11 protein-coding genes are annotated in these 16430 nt (G+C 46.5%); 5 read left to right on the top strand and 6 right to left on the bottom strand.

Going from position 1 to position 16430, the window contains the following annotated elements; translation table 11 throughout:
- Positions 1–762 precede the first annotated feature (762 nt).
- Positions 763–1680, top strand: a complete 918-nt coding sequence (locus GJQ68_RS07765) for a sugar phosphate isomerase/epimerase family protein (RefSeq protein ID WP_162416735.1) — start codon at positions 763–765, stop codon at positions 1678–1680.
- Positions 1681–1878: 198 nt separating this feature from the next.
- Entirely contained in the window at positions 1879–4530 is a 2652-nt protein-coding gene (locus tag GJQ68_RS07770; RefSeq protein ID WP_235941195.1) for a PVC-type heme-binding CxxCH protein, read from the top strand.
- Here the strand turns inward: GJQ68_RS07770 and panB are convergent.
- From panB to GJQ68_RS07800, 6 genes are all read right to left on the bottom strand, one after another.
- On the bottom strand, positions 4524–5345 hold the full coding sequence (gene panB, locus GJQ68_RS07775) for a 3-methyl-2-oxobutanoate hydroxymethyltransferase (RefSeq protein ID WP_162416736.1): 822 nt from the start codon (positions 5343–5345) through the stop codon (positions 4524–4526). The genes GJQ68_RS07770 and panB overlap by 7 nt on opposite strands.
- Positions 5346–5348: 3 nt before the next feature.
- Positions 5349–5855: a phosphoribosyltransferase family protein gene (locus GJQ68_RS07780; protein WP_162416907.1), complete on the bottom strand. Its 507-nt coding sequence runs from the start codon at positions 5853–5855 to the stop codon at positions 5349–5351.
- A gap of 108 nt (positions 5856–5963) precedes the next feature.
- A complete protein-coding gene (rsgA, locus tag GJQ68_RS07785) occupies positions 5964–6890 on the bottom strand; it encodes a ribosome small subunit-dependent GTPase A (RefSeq protein ID WP_162416737.1) in 927 nt (308 codons plus the stop codon).
- On the bottom strand, positions 6871–8130 hold the full coding sequence (locus GJQ68_RS07790; RefSeq protein ID WP_162416738.1) for a 3-deoxy-D-manno-octulosonic acid transferase: 1260 nt from the start codon (positions 8128–8130) through the stop codon (positions 6871–6873). Before GJQ68_RS07790 ends, rsgA begins: the two co-directional genes overlap by 20 nt.
- 97 nt (positions 8131–8227) lie before the next feature.
- Positions 8228–8875 (bottom strand): alpha/beta hydrolase, encoded by a 648-nt coding sequence (locus GJQ68_RS07795; protein ID WP_162416739.1) that lies wholly within the window; start codon positions 8873–8875, stop codon positions 8228–8230.
- Positions 8875–9363 carry a cytidine deaminase gene (locus GJQ68_RS07800; RefSeq protein ID WP_162416740.1) on the bottom strand — a complete coding sequence of 163 codons (489 nt, stop codon included), beginning with the start codon at positions 9361–9363 and terminating at the stop codon, positions 8875–8877. The genes GJQ68_RS07795 and GJQ68_RS07800 overlap by 1 nt, the downstream gene beginning before the upstream one ends.
- A 293-nt stretch (positions 9364–9656) precedes the next feature.
- Between GJQ68_RS07800 and GJQ68_RS07805 the strand changes: the two genes are divergently transcribed.
- The 3 genes from GJQ68_RS07805 to GJQ68_RS07815 all read left to right on the top strand — a co-directional run bounded on the left by GJQ68_RS07805 (position 9657) and on the right by GJQ68_RS07815 (position 16423).
- Entirely contained in the window at positions 9657–12755 is a 3099-nt protein-coding gene (locus tag GJQ68_RS07805; RefSeq protein ID WP_162416741.1) for a SusC/RagA family TonB-linked outer membrane protein, read from the top strand.
- Positions 12756–12767: 12 nt separating this feature from the next.
- Positions 12768–14162, top strand: a complete 1395-nt coding sequence (locus GJQ68_RS07810) for a SusD/RagB family nutrient-binding outer membrane lipoprotein (RefSeq protein ID WP_162416742.1) — start codon at positions 12768–12770, stop codon at positions 14160–14162.
- A gap of 1280 nt (positions 14163–15442) precedes the next feature.
- Positions 15443–16423 carry a formylglycine-generating enzyme family protein gene (locus GJQ68_RS07815; protein ID WP_162416743.1) on the top strand — a complete coding sequence of 327 codons (981 nt, stop codon included), beginning with the start codon at positions 15443–15445 and terminating at the stop codon, positions 16421–16423.
- The last annotated feature ends 7 nt before the right edge of the window (positions 16424–16430 follow it).

Below are 16430 nucleotides of genomic sequence, written 5' to 3' on the forward strand. Positions count from 1 at the left end.
GTACATACAATCTACACCCAGCTCGAGTTGCCAGTTGTAAGGTTGGTGCAGGTAGCATTGATGCCGACTTTGCTGAAACGGAAGTGGCGTTGGAGAACAAGCAGATTACCACAACAGAATATTTCTACTATTAGAGACATTTAAATAAATTGAAAATTATTTTTTCAGGCAAAATAATGTGCATGATGAACAAAGTCAGTTCCAAAACCCCTAAAAGAAAAGATTATGACAACCTACACCATGCTTATTGAAAATGCAGGCCCCACATGGCCCCGGAAAGGTAGAACTTCTATGTAATTTTTCGACGAAGCAACAGACCAGGATCGATTCCGGAAATGATAAGATAGCCTCTACCCGACAGAATGTCTGTTGTGAACCAATCGGCCGTGAAACAACAGAGAGGTCCACCCAGATTATATTATTGGAAGATCCCTTAAATGCCCTTATATACCTTATATGGTTCCAAATTTTTTAACTATATCCTATATAGATCTCTAACTGAATTCCTTGACTTGTACGTTTCCGAAAACGATTTTCTTTACTGATGGTCTATGGTATCCGGCATTTCAAATGGCTCGGACTTTATACATAGATGGATATTTGGGATGTAGATGCATTCTACACCTCGTCTGGGATGGAATATGTAGTGGCTTGAGCCTGCTTTCAATTAACCCAAATTAATAGACCACGAAGGATTTATGCTGTAAAATACTCCTCCTGATTTGATTTTTTAGTACTTTAGGAGACTATAAAAAACAGATCATGAAACACTTAAACCTTCAGGATTCGACACATGACCGGCGTAATTTTCTTAAAAAAGCGGGTCTGGGAGTAGCAGGCCTGGCATCCTTTCAGGCAGCATCGCTGGCAAATTCCCGGCATTCAACAAGCCAATCAAAAAAAGTGGAATTGGCCATTGCCACGATCACCTGTGACGGTTTTGGGGATGAAAATTTTGAAAAAGCATTTCAAGTCATTCCTCAACTTCCCTTTAAAAATGTTGAGTTCAACTGCTGGTATGGCCGTAACCTTACCCCTTCGGGCATTGGCAGCATACAGCAACGCTGCTACGAACATGGCTTGACCCCCATCTGTGTGCAGGGCAGTTCCTTTGGGGCAGAAGGAAACATCGTAAAGGATGTTGCCCATAAACTATGGCTGATGGAAGCCGCAAAAAAACTCGGGTGCCGCCGGGTCAAATGCACCGGAGCAGGCCGAGGGAAAGCGGGGGGTCCCGAAGCCGTGGTGGAAATCGTGCGGGAATTAGCTCCCGCAGCAGAAGAAATGGATGTACTGCTCCTGCTGGAAAACCACGCCAATAACAACATCGAATTCATTGAGGATTATGAGAAAATATTTGATGCCATCAATTCCACCCATGTAGGGATGTGTATGGACAACGCTCACTTCAATGGCTCCAACGTGGACCTGATGGAAGTGGTAGAAAAATTCCACGAAAAAATCCTCCACATCGACATCAAAGATACCGAAAAAATGGGCGTACATAAAGTCGTCAATTTTGGAGAAGGAGTCACCGACAACGATGGGGTGATTCAAAAGATGCTGGACTATGGCTATGAAGGCTACCTGCTGATCGAAATGGCCCCTCCCCTGAATGAAACTACCCTGGTAAAAGATCTCACGCGTGCTTACCAATTATTCGAAAAATACCAGAAATAGTGATTGCTTTATACCATCATCCGTCAACACTAGTTGCGTTTTAATGAATAAAATCCTGTCAAAAAAATAGGAAAGCGTAAAACCTGTCAGGTTTAATCTTCTCAACGTTTATTATTGGTTGAAAACCAAAAAAACCTGACAGGTTTCCGAATTTCAAATAGCAATAAAACACTTTCAAAAGAACAAAGGACACCCCTTATGCATATAAAAACCCCAGACCTGTTCCTAGTTGCATTTTTCATTTTATGGGTACCTGTTATTTTCTCCTGTGAAAACAGTAAGGTAAAAAATGAGCCCATGGTAGTGGACGGCGTTACCATTTTGGACGAGCGGCTGGAATTGACCCTCATGAAGCAGGATCCGGAAATTGTCACGCCTATAGGCATTGCCGTGGATGAAAAAGACAGGGTATATGTCTTGGAATCCCATACCCATCTGCCACCTAAAGACTACCAGGGTCCGGACCATGATCTCATCAAAGTATATGAGGACAGCAATGGAGATGGGAACTGGGACAAGGAGTCCGTCTTTGCGGAAGGTTTATTTGAGGGTTTGAATATCGCTTTTTCTCCGGAAGGGCATTTGTATGCGGTTACCTCCAAAGAGGTCTGGAAATTCTATGATGAAGACGGGGATGGGGTCAGCGAAAGAAGCGAAAAACTGATGGCTTTTACCAAACCCAAACAGGTTTACGCACATGCGGCGATCTTGAGTATTACCTTTGACAACGAAGGCTGGATGTACATCGGCAGGGGAAATACCGGAGCAGCCCATTGGATTTTTCAGGGCAGCGACGGAAGGGAAGTTTCAGGGTATGGAGATGGCGGCAATATCCTTCGTGCCAAAACGGACGGGACGGAACTGGAAATATTTTCTACGGGATATTGGAATCCTTTTGACCTGAAGTTTGATAACTACGGTCGCTTGCTGGTAGCCGACAATGACCCGGACAGCCGGGGTCCCAATCGGCTGGTACATGCGGTAAAAGGCTCCGACTTTGGCTACCAATCGCTGTTTGGCGGAAGCGGTATCCACCCTTACCTGGCTTGGAATGGTGAATTGCCTGGAACCCTACCCTATGCTGTTCCTTTGGGTGAATCACCGTCAGGACTGCTGAATGCCAACCTGGCCAGACTACCTCAAGATTATGATGACCAAATGCTTTGCTCCATTTGGGAAGAGAGCAGCATCGTCCGGATTGCCCTGGAAGAAAAGGGGCTTTCTCTGACCGGGTCCACCGAAGTGATTTTACAAGGGGGCGAAGATTTCCGACCAGTGGCTTTTGCTGCTGACAGTAAGGGCAATATCTTTTTTACCGATTGGGTGGAAAGGGTATATCCCAATCACGGGAAGGGTAAAATATGGAAACTTTCAGCAAAAGAAAATACAGAGAGTTTGGCACAAAGTAGCCTGTACGATACCCCTATAGCCAACGAAAAGGTGAAGCGGTTAAACCTATTGCTTTCAGACTCGACTAATTTTGATCAGCATTTCAAAAACCTCCAATCCAATGATCCCTTTGTAAGACATACTGCGGTGATGGGTTTAAGCAGGGAGGTGCACCGGGAAAAACTGGCGCAGGCACTAGAAAATGAATCTGCGGAAGTGCGACTGGGCGTAATGCTGGCTTTAATGGATTCGAATCATCCCGATGGGGCAAAGCTTGCAGGGCAATTTCTGGAAGATCCTGATCCTGAAATAAGAAGAATGGCACTGATATGGATCGGCAGTCACGGACTGGCATCCCAAAGGGAAAACCTGGAGCTGGCACTTATGGCCGGTGATTTTACACCCCAATTGTTCGAAACCTATCTGGAAACGGTAAAACTCCTGGAACCTGAATTTCTGAATGCATTCAATAAAAAAGAGGAAGAAATCTCCAAGCGGATCCCTTTAAAATTGCCGGATGAATTCATGGCGGGAATAGTCCGTGATCCCTCCAATCCTTCTCAAATGAGAGCCTATGCCCTTCGGTATCTCGAAGATCCGGCCGATCAGAAGGAACTTCTGCTGGAATTTTTTTCCCAAGAGAAAGAGGAAGACCTGCAATTGGTAATTATCCAGACCCTGGCCAATGTACCTGATCCACAGGTGGCGGATGCCCTGCTTCAGGTCAGTTTATCAGTAAATAAACCCATCAACCTACGGGCAGAATCCTTGTCAGCACTCTCCAGGCAGCCTCAGGAGGTTTGGAAAGAGGTAATTCCATTATTGGATGTTTCCAGTGAAAACCTGGCCATAGCTGCGGCAAGGTACCTGCGGGACAAGAGCGGGGAGGAGGAGGTAAAACAAGCCATGGAGCGGGTCTTGAATGATGGCAGCAGTTGTGACAGTGAAGGCCTGCGGCAGCAGTTGATGCTGGCCTTGTATCAGGATACGGGAAAACGACCTGATCCTGAGGAGTTGGACGAGTGGGAATCTCTGTTGGCGGGTCCGGCCGATCCGGATCGGGGCAGGAGGGTATTTTATTCCAACACTTCGCTTTGCTCCACCTGCCATGTGGTGGAAGGCCGGGGGGGAGACCTGGGACCCGACCTGAGCAATGTAGGCAAATCGAAGGACAGAAAAGGTTTGATCAGCTCCATACTTTTGCCTTCGGAAGAAATGAGTCCGGAATGGCAAGGTTGGTTCATTGAAATGAAAGATGGTACCCGATATGATGGCCGGCAAATAGATGTGGGTTATGATGATATCAAGTTGTATACCCAGGCGAAAGGATTTATACAGGTAAAGAAGGCGGACATTGCGGCATATGGCATGGCCGAACGTTCATTAATGCCTGCAGGTTTGGAGCAGCGGCTAAGCAATCAGGACCTGAAGGATTTGTTGGCTTTTCTGGAAAGTCAATAGCTCTCCTTTTCGTTGGGAAAATCTTTTGCTTTTACATCTTTGATATAATTGCTGACGGCATCGTGCATGGTGCTGCGAATGTCTGCATATTGCCGGAGAAACCTGGGCTGAAATTCCTGGGTGATGCCCAGCATATCATGCAGTACCAATACCTGTCCGTCCACATCCGGGCCGGCGCCAATTCCGATTACTGGAATAGAAACCTGCTCAGCCACTTTTTTGGCCAGCTTGGCAGGGATCTTTTCCAGGACCAGGGCAAAACAGCCGCATTCTTCCAGGATTTTGGCATCTTCCAAAAGTTTACCAGCCTCCTCCTTTTCCCGCGCCCGGACGGTATAGGTACCAAATTTATAAATCGACTGCGGGGTAAGGCCCAAATGACCCATTACCGGCACACCAGCACTAAGAATACGTACCACCGATTCCCTGATCTCTGCTCCACCTTCTACCTTAACGGCATGGGCGCCGGACTCCTTCATGATCCGGATAGCTGATCGAAGGGCCTCGGAGCTGTTTCCCTGATACGAACCGAAGGGAATGTCTACCACGACCAGTGCGCGTTCCACTGCCCGGACCACCGCAGTGGCATGGTAAATCATCTGATCCAGGGTAATGGGCAGGGTGGTTTCGTGCCCGGCCATTACGTTGGAAGCCGAGTCGCCCACCAATATCATATCAATGCCGGCCCCATCTACGATTCCGGCCATGGAAAAATCATACGCGGTAAGCATGGAAATCTTTTCTTTCCGCTTTTTCATTTCCTGAAGAATATGCGTGGTGATCCGTTTCAGATGGGTAGATTGGTGTACTGACATTTTTTAATGTAGGTGAACGGTGGAGGCTTCTGAATTTAAATCTACGGTAATGTGTTCGCTCAGTGTTGTGGCCAACTCAAAGCCAGTGTAATCCGGAGCGACAGGGTATAATTTGTGACTTCTGTTTACCAGGACAAGCACTTCCATTTTCTTTACTTCGGCTTCCAGGAAAGGAACCATCGCATAGGCCAGGGTTTTGCCGGTGTTTAATACATCGTCCACCAGGATTATCGACGCGCCGGTCAAGGGGACCTGTTCAGAAAGATGAATTTCGTGTATTTTTGGTTGGGATTTGTTCAGGTCTATCTTGATTAATTGGAGGCTAAAGGGAGCGATTTCGCGGAGTTTTTCCACTACCCGTTCGGCAAGTACATAGCCCATCCCGGTCAGGCCGGCCACTACCAGCACCTTTTCCCCGGCATTTCTTTCGTAAATTTCAAATGCTATTCGGGTAATCTTTTGTTGAATTTGCCGATGGTTCAATACCATCGTTTTTCCCTGTTGCGTCATTTCCATGCCCGTGTCAAAATTTTAATGAAATTAATTGAAATGACCCTGCTTTCAAAACAATGGCCTAAAATACTGGTATTCCCTGCCTTTTCCGCCAGGAGACCTTTCCTAGCGATGGCTTTCTTCTTCGTCCAGTATTTTCAAATAGCTTTCGTACCGGTACGGATGGATATAGCCCTGTTCCAATTGCTCGATGACCTTACATCCCGGCTCGTTTACATGCGTACAGTTGTTGTATTTACATTGCCCCAAATAGGCCCTCATTTCTACAAAATAATGGGACAGTTCCTGCTCCCCAATGTCCAGGATTCCAAACTCCTTAATGCCCGGCGTATCAATCAGGTAGCCCTCTTCCTTGCCCAAGGGAAACATTTCAGCAAAGGTGGTTGTATGCACCCCCTTTGATGAGAACTTCGAAACCTCTTGGGTGACCTGCCTGGCCGCTGGCACCAACCGGTTGAGCAGTGTGGATTTGCCTACTCCCGAATGGCCGGCAATTAAAGTGGTTTTGTTTTCCAGCAGGGGGAGGAACCGCTCGGTCAGATCCGTATCGCTGAGGGCCGAAAGCTCCAACACTGGGTAGCCCAGGGGTTCGTATATTTCCCGTATCAGTGCCTTGTATTCCAAATCTTTTTCTTTCGATAGGGTTTCCACCTTATTGACCAGAATGCTGGCGGGTATCCGGAAACTCTCGGTGCTGACCAAAAAACGGTCGATAAATCCCAGGGAAGTGCGGGGGTTCCGGACGGTTACCATCAGGTAGGCCTGGTCCACATTGGATGCCAGTATATGTGAAAAATGTTGTTTTCGGGTAGATTTGCGAATAATATAGTTTTCCCGAAGAAGGATGTTGGAAATGACCGCCGTTTCCTGATCTTTTTCTTTGGCAAGTTCCACGTAATCGCCCACCGCAATGGGGTTGGTCAGCTTCAGGTCTTCCTGCTTGAACTTTCCTCGCAACCGCGCCTTTAAAAGTCCTTCAGTCGTTTGCACTTCGTACCAGGAGCCTGTGGTTTTAATTACCCTTCCTTCCATGTTCTTTTTTTATGATCGCAATGGTCTTTTCTGCACTGCCCAGATTGTCACGGAGCAATTTTTTAGCGGCCTGACGGGCCTGATTATACGCTGCAATTTGGTTCAAATGGTTCATGGCATCGAACAAATCCTCCTTATGTTGAACGGGAAAGCCACAGCCGTACTGCTGACTAATAGCTGCTTCCGGAAATTTGGAGGCTCGCTTTACCTGGCCAAACAAAACAGGGATACCAAAGGCGAGAGGCTCCAGAATATTGTGTAGTCCATTGCCAAATGCGCCTCCCACATAGGCCCAGCGGGCAAATTGGTAAAGGGAGGAAAGCATGCCAATATTGTCAATTATCAGGACTTGCCATTCCCGGGAATCCTCCCTGCGCTCGAATTCTGAATAGGTTAGGGAGGTCTTCTGAATGGCTTGCTGCCATTTTTGCATGGTTGCTGCGTGTAGGTCGTGTGGGGCAATGATGAACTGTAGGTCTTCGGATTGGTTAATCCAGGGGATGAGCAAGTCCATGTCCTCCTGCCAAACGCTTCCCAGAACCATGACGGGTTGCCGGATACTTTCCCGGATAGCCGGAAAGGATTTTGGATGCAGGCTGATGGCAGCCACATTATCAAATCGGGGATCGCCGGTTTGAGTGCTATTTTTATATCCAATTTGCTCCAGCAAGGCGACGGAAGTGGCATTTTGGGTAAAAATATGATGGAAGCAGAAGAGTATCTTTCGGAAAAAGCTGCCGTACCAGGAAAAGTAAACCTGTTCCTCTCTAAAGGAAGCAGCCACCAGAAAGCTGGGAATCTTTCGTCTTTTTACCTCTAACAGGTGATTTGCCCAGAGGTCGTATTTGATAAAGATGACCAAATCGGGGGCAAGGGTTTCTACAAATTTTTTGGCCTGAGAGGCTTTGTCTATCGGGATGTAGGTAAAATAATCCACCCAGCGTTGTTTCTTTTTGACCACCTGCTCGTACCCGGAGGGGCTGAAAAATGAAACGGCAACTGCCCAGAGGGGATATTTTTCCTTAAAAGCTGCGATCACCGGTTTGGCCTGCTCGTATTCTCCGAGTGAAGCCACGTGAAACCAGACAAGGGGGCTGGGGTGTTTTTTTCGAAAGTCCCTAAGGGATTCAAAAATGCCCTTCCTTCCATCAACCGCCTTTTTGAGTTTCACCGAGCCCCGACTTCCGACTTTCATGACTAGGTCCAGAAAATACATGCTCAGGTTGTATACCAATTTCATATGTTTATAATTGTCTTTAAGCGGCCATATGGAATCTCGCATGCTTTATAATCCCTCTGTGTGTCGATTGCGTCATGCTCGATTTCATAACGTAAAATTACATCAAAAATAGTTCTTTGAGCAAGGCTGCCTCCAATTCATGTCCCCCCGGATAATGGAAGACGCGTAAATCGCGGATCCCTGCTCCCGTCAGCCGGGAGTATTGTTCCTGGAAATTTTCCGTGGAAAGAAACGGGTCTTCTTTTCCTAAAGCGGCCATTACCCTGCTGCCATCCAACCTGCGCTGAAGCAACGCTGAATCCAGGTCGTAGGCAGGGGCTCCACCCCAAAAAATCACCTTGTCCAGCGGAAAATCCATCTGACAAATCCATCGGCTCATGGTGGCGGCACCCTGTGAAAAACCGAGTGTATGGACTACTTTTAATTTGGGAAGCTGCTGACGAATATCCTTAAGCAAGGTATTAAGGTAGCGGTTGGTATTGGCAATATCGGTGGTTCGTTCGTGTTTGGTCATCCAGTTGGCACCTACCCGGCCGGAAAAGCCCTTCAAATAATGCCGGTTGAGCCCTTCAGGTGCTACGATTAAGCGGTCTTCCGTGTTAAGCGAAGCAAACTTCCGCAGAAAATAAAAGGCCAGTTGCCCATAGCCATGGAAAACAATCCAAAGGCTGGTTTCTCGTCCTGAAATGGGATGACTCAAATAATACAAATGCTGATGGGGGTAGGACAGGTGCTGGGAAACCATTATTTGTTTAAATCGTCAAATTGAAAGGGCAATAAATTCTGTATGCCGTAGGCACGAAGTAGCGTTCCATCCGGTCGGTTCATGAGAATTTCTATGGGTGAATTGAATTTGCGTTCGTATTCGCTAATACTTTGCCGGCAAAGCCCACAGGGTGTTACGGTGTCCGAGCTGCTATTATCCGGTGTTTTAGCGGTTATAAGCAAAATCTCCGGTTTCAAATCAGGGAAGTTGGCATGGGTGTATCCGAGGAGTATCCGTTCTGCACAGACGCCTACCGGAAAACAGATATTTTCCTGGTTATTGGCCCAAAAGGTCTGTCCATCTTCCAGAATTACAGCCGCCCCCACCCGGAAATTGGAATAGGGCGCATAGGCGAGTGCTGCTGCCTTGTTGGCAAGTTGGAGAAGGTTTAGTCGAATGGCATCCAGGTTTTCCACGGCTACCATTTCAAGGCTGCTGGTACTGGTGATTTTCCGGTTTTCTTCCATGTGTATTCCTTGAGTTCAATCGTTAAACATACGGTGTAATTTATAAAGCTACCCAAAACAGACCAAACTTAGCGATTGTTAAATTGAACTTTTTGGATATTTTTTTTAAAAAATAGGCACCGTATTTATTCGTTTTGACATTTTTATACGTACCTTAATCCTGGCGTTTCCGAATAGGATGAACCAAAACAAGCCCGAAAAGTTATTAGAACAATGGTCTTATAACTAATTATTCTTAATGATTAACGGGTAACAAATGTAAGCTTAGTATTAACCACAAAAAGGAATTGATTATGAAGAGAAATTTTACCTATCTTTTATTACTACTGATCTGCTTTATGCTGCAGGGGTCCTATTTGCTGGCACAGCAACGGACCGTTAGTGGTAAGATTACCTCCACGGAAGATGGAGAACCACTTCCAGGAGTGAGCATTGTGATTGAAGGCAGCAGCACGGGAACCGTTTCGGATCTGGAAGGAAATTATTCCTTGGACGTACCAGGTCCCGATGCCGTATTGCTTTATTCATTTATTGGTTTTGCTACACAGTCCCGGCAGGTAGGAAGCCAGCAAACTATGAATATTGCGTTGAGTCCCGAAACGGGCGATTTGGATGAATTTATCGTGACGGCCTTTGGCATTTCTCAGGAGAAAAAGTCGCTGGGCTATGCCGCTCAGAGCATTGATTCGGAGGCCATTACCAAGATGAAGCAGCCCAACCTGGTAAATGCCTTGCAGGGCCAGGTGGCAGGCGTTCAGGTCACCAATTCGGGTGGCGCTCCGGGTCAGTCAGCACGAATCATTATACGGGGCATTAATTCCCTGGATCCCGGTGCGGACAACCAACCCCTGTTTGTGGTGGATGGCGTACCAGTGGATAATTCTACTATAGAATCGTCCGGTACCCCCAGGGGACTTTCCAACCGTATGGCTGATGTCAACCCTAACGACATCGAATCCATGTCTGTACTCAAAGGAGCAGCAGCCACAGCCCTCTACGGGGTAAGGGCGGCTAATGGGGCGGTCATCATTACCACCAAAAAAGGGAAAGAAGGACAAATCCGGGTCAATTATAACGGTTCGGTGGGTTTTGAAGAACTAAACCGCCTTCCCAAACTTCAGGACGAATACGGGCAGGGTTTCAGCGGAGAATACCAACCCAGCAGTTTCTGGCCCTCCTGGGGAGCTCCGATCGCCGAGGTACAGCAGACTGTTCCCGATCACCGGTACCAGGACAACTGGAACAGGGCTTTCAATACCGGGGTGCAGATTGATAACAGTGTGAGTATCTCAGGAGGAAATGAAGTCGCTACCTTCTATGGCTCCTTTGGAAACCTTTCACAGGAAGGCATTATCCCCTTCTCTACCTGGGACAGGACCACTGCCAAACTTTCAGGATCCGTAAAGGCCAGTGAAAAATTTGATTTTTCCGGTTCCATTAATTTCTCCAATACGGGCGGTAACCGAGTACCCCACGACCGCTTTATGGAGCGCATGATGTATTGGTCCGAGACCACCGATGTACGGGATTATATCAATGAGGATGGTACCATGAGGACCTATAGCAATACCAATCCCATTTATGATGCTCGCTTTGCTACGTATGAAGATGACGTGAACAGGATCATCGGTAATATCAACCTGAATTACCACCCTACGGACTGGCTTTCTTTCTCCTACCGCCTGGGAAATGATTTCTACAGCGATACCCGTACGGAAATTACTCCGGGACCCAAGGGCATAGACGGAGAAGTGGCATTGAGCTCCACCGGGCTTTTGGAGGAGACCCGGATCAATAGCAGAGACCTTACCTCCAACTTTTTCATTACCCTGAAAAAGCAATTCAATACCGATTGGAATACCAGCCTTCGCTTGGGGAATGATATTTTTGAAAGAAGATTTGATGAAGTTACCGCAAGGGGCGAAAATTTTGTGATTCCGGAGTTTTATAACCTCAACAATACCACGCAGATTTTCGCTGGCCAGGATAAAAGGCTGAGAAGACTGGTCGGTTTTTACGGAGATCTGATGGTGGATTATAGAAACTTCCTTTTCCTGAACCTTACCGGAAGAAATGACATTTCCTCTACCTTGCCTAAAGACAACAACTCCTTCTTTTATCCTTCGGTAAACCTGGGGTATGTTTTCAGTGAAAACCTGACACTTCCTTCCTGGGTCACCTTTGGTAAAGTGAGGGCTTCCTGGGCACAGGTAGGCAAGGATACCGATCCGCATATTCTGGGGGCTACCTATGCTTCCCCGGATATATTCCCCTTGAACGGGCAAGTGGGCTTTACCAGGAATTCGGTTTTTGGAGACCCTAACCTGAGACCGGAACAAACCACTTCGCTGGAATTCGGTTTGCAAACAGCTTTTTGGGACAACAGGGCTAATTTTGATGTCACCTATTACAAATCCAATGCCCGGGATCAGATCATTCCGGTTCCGATTTCTGATGCTACCGGTTATTCCTCCTATATCACCAATGCAGGGGAAATTGAAAACAGTGGATTTGAATTTATCCTGGGAGGTACCCCAGTGCAAACGCAGGATTTTTCCTGGAATATCAGTGCCAACCTTTCCATCAATAACAATGAGATCAAATCCATCAGGGAAGGGATTGATGAGATTGTCGTCGGCAGCCAGTTTGGTTATGTTGGGTCTACCGTTACGATGAAGCTGATTGAGGGAGAAGCCTATGGCAATATTTTCGGCAGCTCGTATCAGCGGTTGGGTGCCGATCCAGACAACCTGTTTCTGGACCGAAGCCTGCCGGTAATCATCGGTGCCAATGGCTTTCCGGTGAGAACCGGAACCCAACTGATCCTTGGAAATGCCGTACCCAAATGGATAGGAGGCATTAGAAATGATTTCAATTATAAAGGATTTGAATTGTCATTTCTGGTAGACTTTAGGACCGGAGTAGAACAATACAATCAGTACCACAACTTTCTTTCGGCCTTTGGAAAAAATGAATTCACCGAGGCACGGGAAGATTTCAGGGTATTTGAAGGCGTGCTTGCGGACGGATCACCCAACACGCAGGAAGTTTGGTTGGGTCAGGGAGAAGGGCCTGATGGGGTCAATTATGGTGCCGGCTACTGGAGAAATCACTACCGGACGACCAGTGAAAACTTTGTGGAAGATGCCAGCTTTATCAAGTTGAGAAACATCACCCTGGGGTATAACCTGAACCCAGGCATCCTGGAAAAAACCCCCTTTAGAACCGCCAGGGTTTCGGTAGCCGCCAACAATATCATCCTCTACACCCCCTGGGACGGTTTTGATCCCGAATCATTCTCCGCCGGTGCTGGTGGAAACGCCGTTGGGTTTACCGGGCTGGGATTTCCTGGTGTACAAAGCGTTTTCTTTAACCTAAACCTTGGACTATAAAATTCAGTCATTATGAAATCTATATATACTATTTTAGGTGTATTGCTGCTTCTCGCAGCAACGGCCTGTGAAAACTTTCTGGATGTTAACGAAAACCCCAATAATCCCCAGAATGCTCCGATTACGGGATTGATGACCAATGCCAGCTACGAGACGGCCCTAAATGTGCAGCGCATCGGTAGCATTACCTCCAATTATGTTCAATACCTGGCTTCTCCCAATCCAGCCAGTGCTTCGGATGTGATGGAGCCACTCAATTATAGCGGTACCTGGTTTAACTTGTACAATGCGATGACCGATCTGACCGATTTGATCAGCCAGGCAGAGGAATCAGAGGCCGGACACTATCTGGGTGCAGGTCAGGTACTGATGGCTTTGAATCTGGGCATGACGGTGGATATCTTTGGAGATGTGCCCTATTCTGAGGGGTTTGATTTCAGTGCGGTAACCCCGGTGTATGACGATGACGAACAGCTTTATGCCGAGGTCTTAAGCCTGCTGGATCAGGGACTTCAAAACCTGGAGGGAACCACGGCCATTTCGATCGGCGATGACGATTTTATCTTCCAGGGGGATGTGGAAAAATGGATTAAATTCGGAAATGTACTCAAAGCCAGGTTTATGCTGCATAGCCCAAATGTCAATGCCAATGAAGTGCTCTCCGCCATAGACAATGGTTTTGAGGGAAATGATGATGATGCCTATGTGGAATTCTTTGAACAACGCTTCAATCCCTGGGCACAGGTGGCCATCAACAATGAAAGCCTGCTATTGGGTGGGTGGATCTCTACCCAATTTATTGAGGCCTTGGATGGCACTTCCTATCCTACCGTAGATCCCAGATTGCCATTGATGATAGGTACTACGGATGAAGGGGAATTTATCGGCGTACCCAATGGTGCAGGCAGGGGCGATGCACCGGAACAAGGAGCCCGTTCTACCTTGATACCCGGTCAGTATTACACCTCCGAGCTTTCCCCACTTTTAATTGCAACCTATGCGGAGCAAAAATTTATCGAGGCAGAAGCGGCCCTGGGCAGTGATCCCGACCGGGCCTATGCGGCTTATCTGGCCGGAATTGAAGCCCATATGGACATGCTGGAAGTGCCTGCGTCCGAAAAGGAGGCTTATTTGTCCGATCCAAGTGTAAGTATGGGAGCTGTTGCCTTGACCCGGGAAGATATCATGAAGGAAAAATGGGTGGCCCTATTCCTGCATCCGGAAACCTGGAACGACGCCAGGCGGTTTGATTATGGCTATAAAGACATGACCTTACCTGCCAATCTCAATACAGACTTAAACAATCAGTTTATCCGCAGATTGCCTTATCCAGACAATGAAGTCAGTAGAAATGGCCAAAATGTGCCTGAGGTGACCCTGCTGGACCGAATTTGGTGGGATGAGTAGTAAAAAACGAATTCTTCTTTTATACTGGGCGAAGTTTGCAACTTCGCCCTTTTATTTTTTGATAGTATAAACAGTAACTACTCGTCATCAGGCCATTTGTAATGGCAATATGGGTCCGGCTTCAATATCGAAATTAAGAATACACCGGCATTACAAATTTTACGCGAGCCTTTCCATGTGGTGCCACAATACAATAGGGTAACCTTACAATTTGTCAAAAACAAATTAATGGCTTCCTTCGCTACCCTTTGAAATTTCTGCTTTTTTGCGAAAGTCAAAATATCATTCGGAAGTAGTGACAGGAATTTACTCAATATTAATTGTAATTTTTTTCTAAATATCGGCAGCATACATGATTTGCTGCCATCAATTTGATTTGATAAGTAAAGACTCAATTAAATATTGACTGGATTACCAAAGTATCTTCAACCAACAGAAAGGCCGATAAGATCCTTGTGGAGAAGGTTATTAGAGCCCTAATGCTTTTAGAGGGATTAGTAAAGCAGAATTTGGATTTTGTTTTCAAAACAGACTTTTGAAAATTATGCAGCTACTGAACATGCTTATAGAAATCAGTCAAAATTAACAGTTGATGATGTCCTGGATGATATCTACCAAACCTCTCTATGTTAAGTAAGCAGGGGTGCCGATGGAAAAGGTAATTTTGACCATCTACAAACTGGAATTCAACGAGTTTCCAAATTTATTTTCTCAGAGTCATTCCATATTAAACGGGCAATAACATTTTCATCTAAAGCTGCATAAATTTCTGCGATACTCAAATCAAGTACGATGACAATTGAAAAATGTAATACCCCGGCTATTATGAAAGATTGGATAATTGGAGACCCATTTTGGCCGAGACTAAACCGGTTGAAAAAGTCAAATTCAGAGGTTTTTTTCTATTGGTATAAAATATTTGAATAAAATACAGACAAGAATTAATGGAAAGATCGACCGTACATTACGCTGATAACAATTTATTTCAGGTAAAGCTAGTATTCAAAGGTTTTCCATTTTCTTTAAAATCTGGGACCGATCGTATGACCCAATCTCCGGAGGCGTTATTCTTGCATGGCATGCCGTTCAGGTTCAACCCCATCCGGGGTTGGAGGTTAGGAATCTAGATGTCTTTTTACCGAAAACGGGATCAATATGCCGTCCCTGGCATTGTATTTTCAATTATTAAAAAATAAAAGTAATTTACACCTTCGAAAGTATTTACTTTAGTAGCGAAAAACCAATCTTTTATTTAATTGAAGCTATTCTCAACGTATTCCATGATAACTATTTTAAGAAGGACCACTTTGCTGGTTTCGGTAGCTGCGGTACTGCTGATAGGCAGTGGCCATCAGGTACAAGATCCATTTGAACCCTACCAACAAGAAGTTCCCGGGACGGGAATGTCATTTTCCATGGTTCCTATCCCGGAAGGTTCTTTCAGGATGGGAAGCAACAGCGGGGATTCCGATGAAGCTCCGGCGCATACGGTAGAACTGGCCCCTTTCTGGATGGCTTCCCACGAAGTGACCTGGGACTTGTTTGAGTTGTTTCTGGACAAAGGATTTGAAGCTTCTACCAGTGAAGGGCCTTTGAGTCCGGAGGTAGATGGACTGACCCGTCCCTCTATTCCCTACCTGGACATGACCTTCGGGATGGGCAAGGAGAACAAGCCAGCCATCGCCATGACCCAGTACGGAGCCATTCAGTTTTGTAGGTGGTTGTACCTGAAAACCGGAGTGTTTTTCAGGCTTCCCACCGAAGCGGAATGGGAATATGCTGCAAGGGCAGGCTCAGAAACCGCTTATTTTTTTGGAGACGATCTGGCAGATTTGGATAAATACGCATGGTATGATGCCAACAGTGAGGGGACCACTCATGAAGTAGGCAAAAAGGAACCCAACCCATGGGGCCTTTACGATATATTAGGAAATGTCAACGAATGGACCATGGATCACTACGATCCGGATGCCTACCAAACCAGGGAGACTCCTGCCGAGAACCCCTTGACGGTGTCCGAGGAGTTGTATCCCAAGGTGATTCGTGGCGGAAGTTATGACAGTGAAGCAGCGAATTTGAAAAGCAGCAAGCGATTTGCCAGTACCGCCGAATGGAAAAGAATTGACCCGCAAATTCCAAAAAGTCAATGGTGGTTTCCAGAAGCACCGTTTCTGGGAATGCGGCTGGTGCGACCCCTAAACCCGCCCAGTCCGGAAGAAATAGCGGACTATTACGGCAAAACACCAATGGAAGACTATTAATAATCTA

This window comes from Cyclobacterium roseum (assembly GCF_010119225.1).
GTDB lineage: Bacteria > Bacteroidota > Bacteroidia > Cytophagales > Cyclobacteriaceae > Cyclobacterium > Cyclobacterium roseum.

Bases quoted from the DNA above. Each gene is read 5' to 3' on its own strand.
- GJQ68_RS07765 (WP_162416735.1), top strand. From the start codon at position 763: ATGAAACACTTAAACCTTCAGGATTCGACACATGACCGGCGTAATTTT.
- GJQ68_RS07770 (WP_235941195.1), top strand. From the start codon at position 1,879: ATGCATATAAAAACCCCAGACCTGTTCCTAGTTGCATTTTTCATTTTA.
- panB (WP_162416736.1), bottom strand. From the start codon at position 5,345: ATGTCAGTACACCAATCTACCCATCTGAAACGGATCACCACGCATATT.
- GJQ68_RS07780 (WP_162416907.1), bottom strand. From the start codon at position 5,855: ATGACGCAACAGGGAAAAACGATGGTATTGAACCATCGGCAAATTCAA.
- rsgA (WP_162416737.1), bottom strand. From the start codon at position 6,890: ATGGAAGGAAGGGTAATTAAAACCACAGGCTCCTGGTACGAAGTGCAA.
- GJQ68_RS07790 (WP_162416738.1), bottom strand. From the start codon at position 8,130: ATGAAATTGGTATACAACCTGAGCATGTATTTTCTGGACCTAGTCATG.
- GJQ68_RS07795 (WP_162416739.1), bottom strand. From the start codon at position 8,875: ATGGTTTCCCAGCACCTGTCCTACCCCCATCAGCATTTGTATTATTTG.
- GJQ68_RS07800 (WP_162416740.1), bottom strand. From the start codon at position 9,363: ATGGAAGAAAACCGGAAAATCACCAGTACCAGCAGCCTTGAAATGGTA.
- GJQ68_RS07805 (WP_162416741.1), top strand. From the start codon at position 9,657: ATGAAGAGAAATTTTACCTATCTTTTATTACTACTGATCTGCTTTATG.
- GJQ68_RS07810 (WP_162416742.1), top strand. From the start codon at position 12,768: ATGAAATCTATATATACTATTTTAGGTGTATTGCTGCTTCTCGCAGCA.
- GJQ68_RS07815 (WP_162416743.1), top strand. From the start codon at position 15,443: ATGATAACTATTTTAAGAAGGACCACTTTGCTGGTTTCGGTAGCTGCG.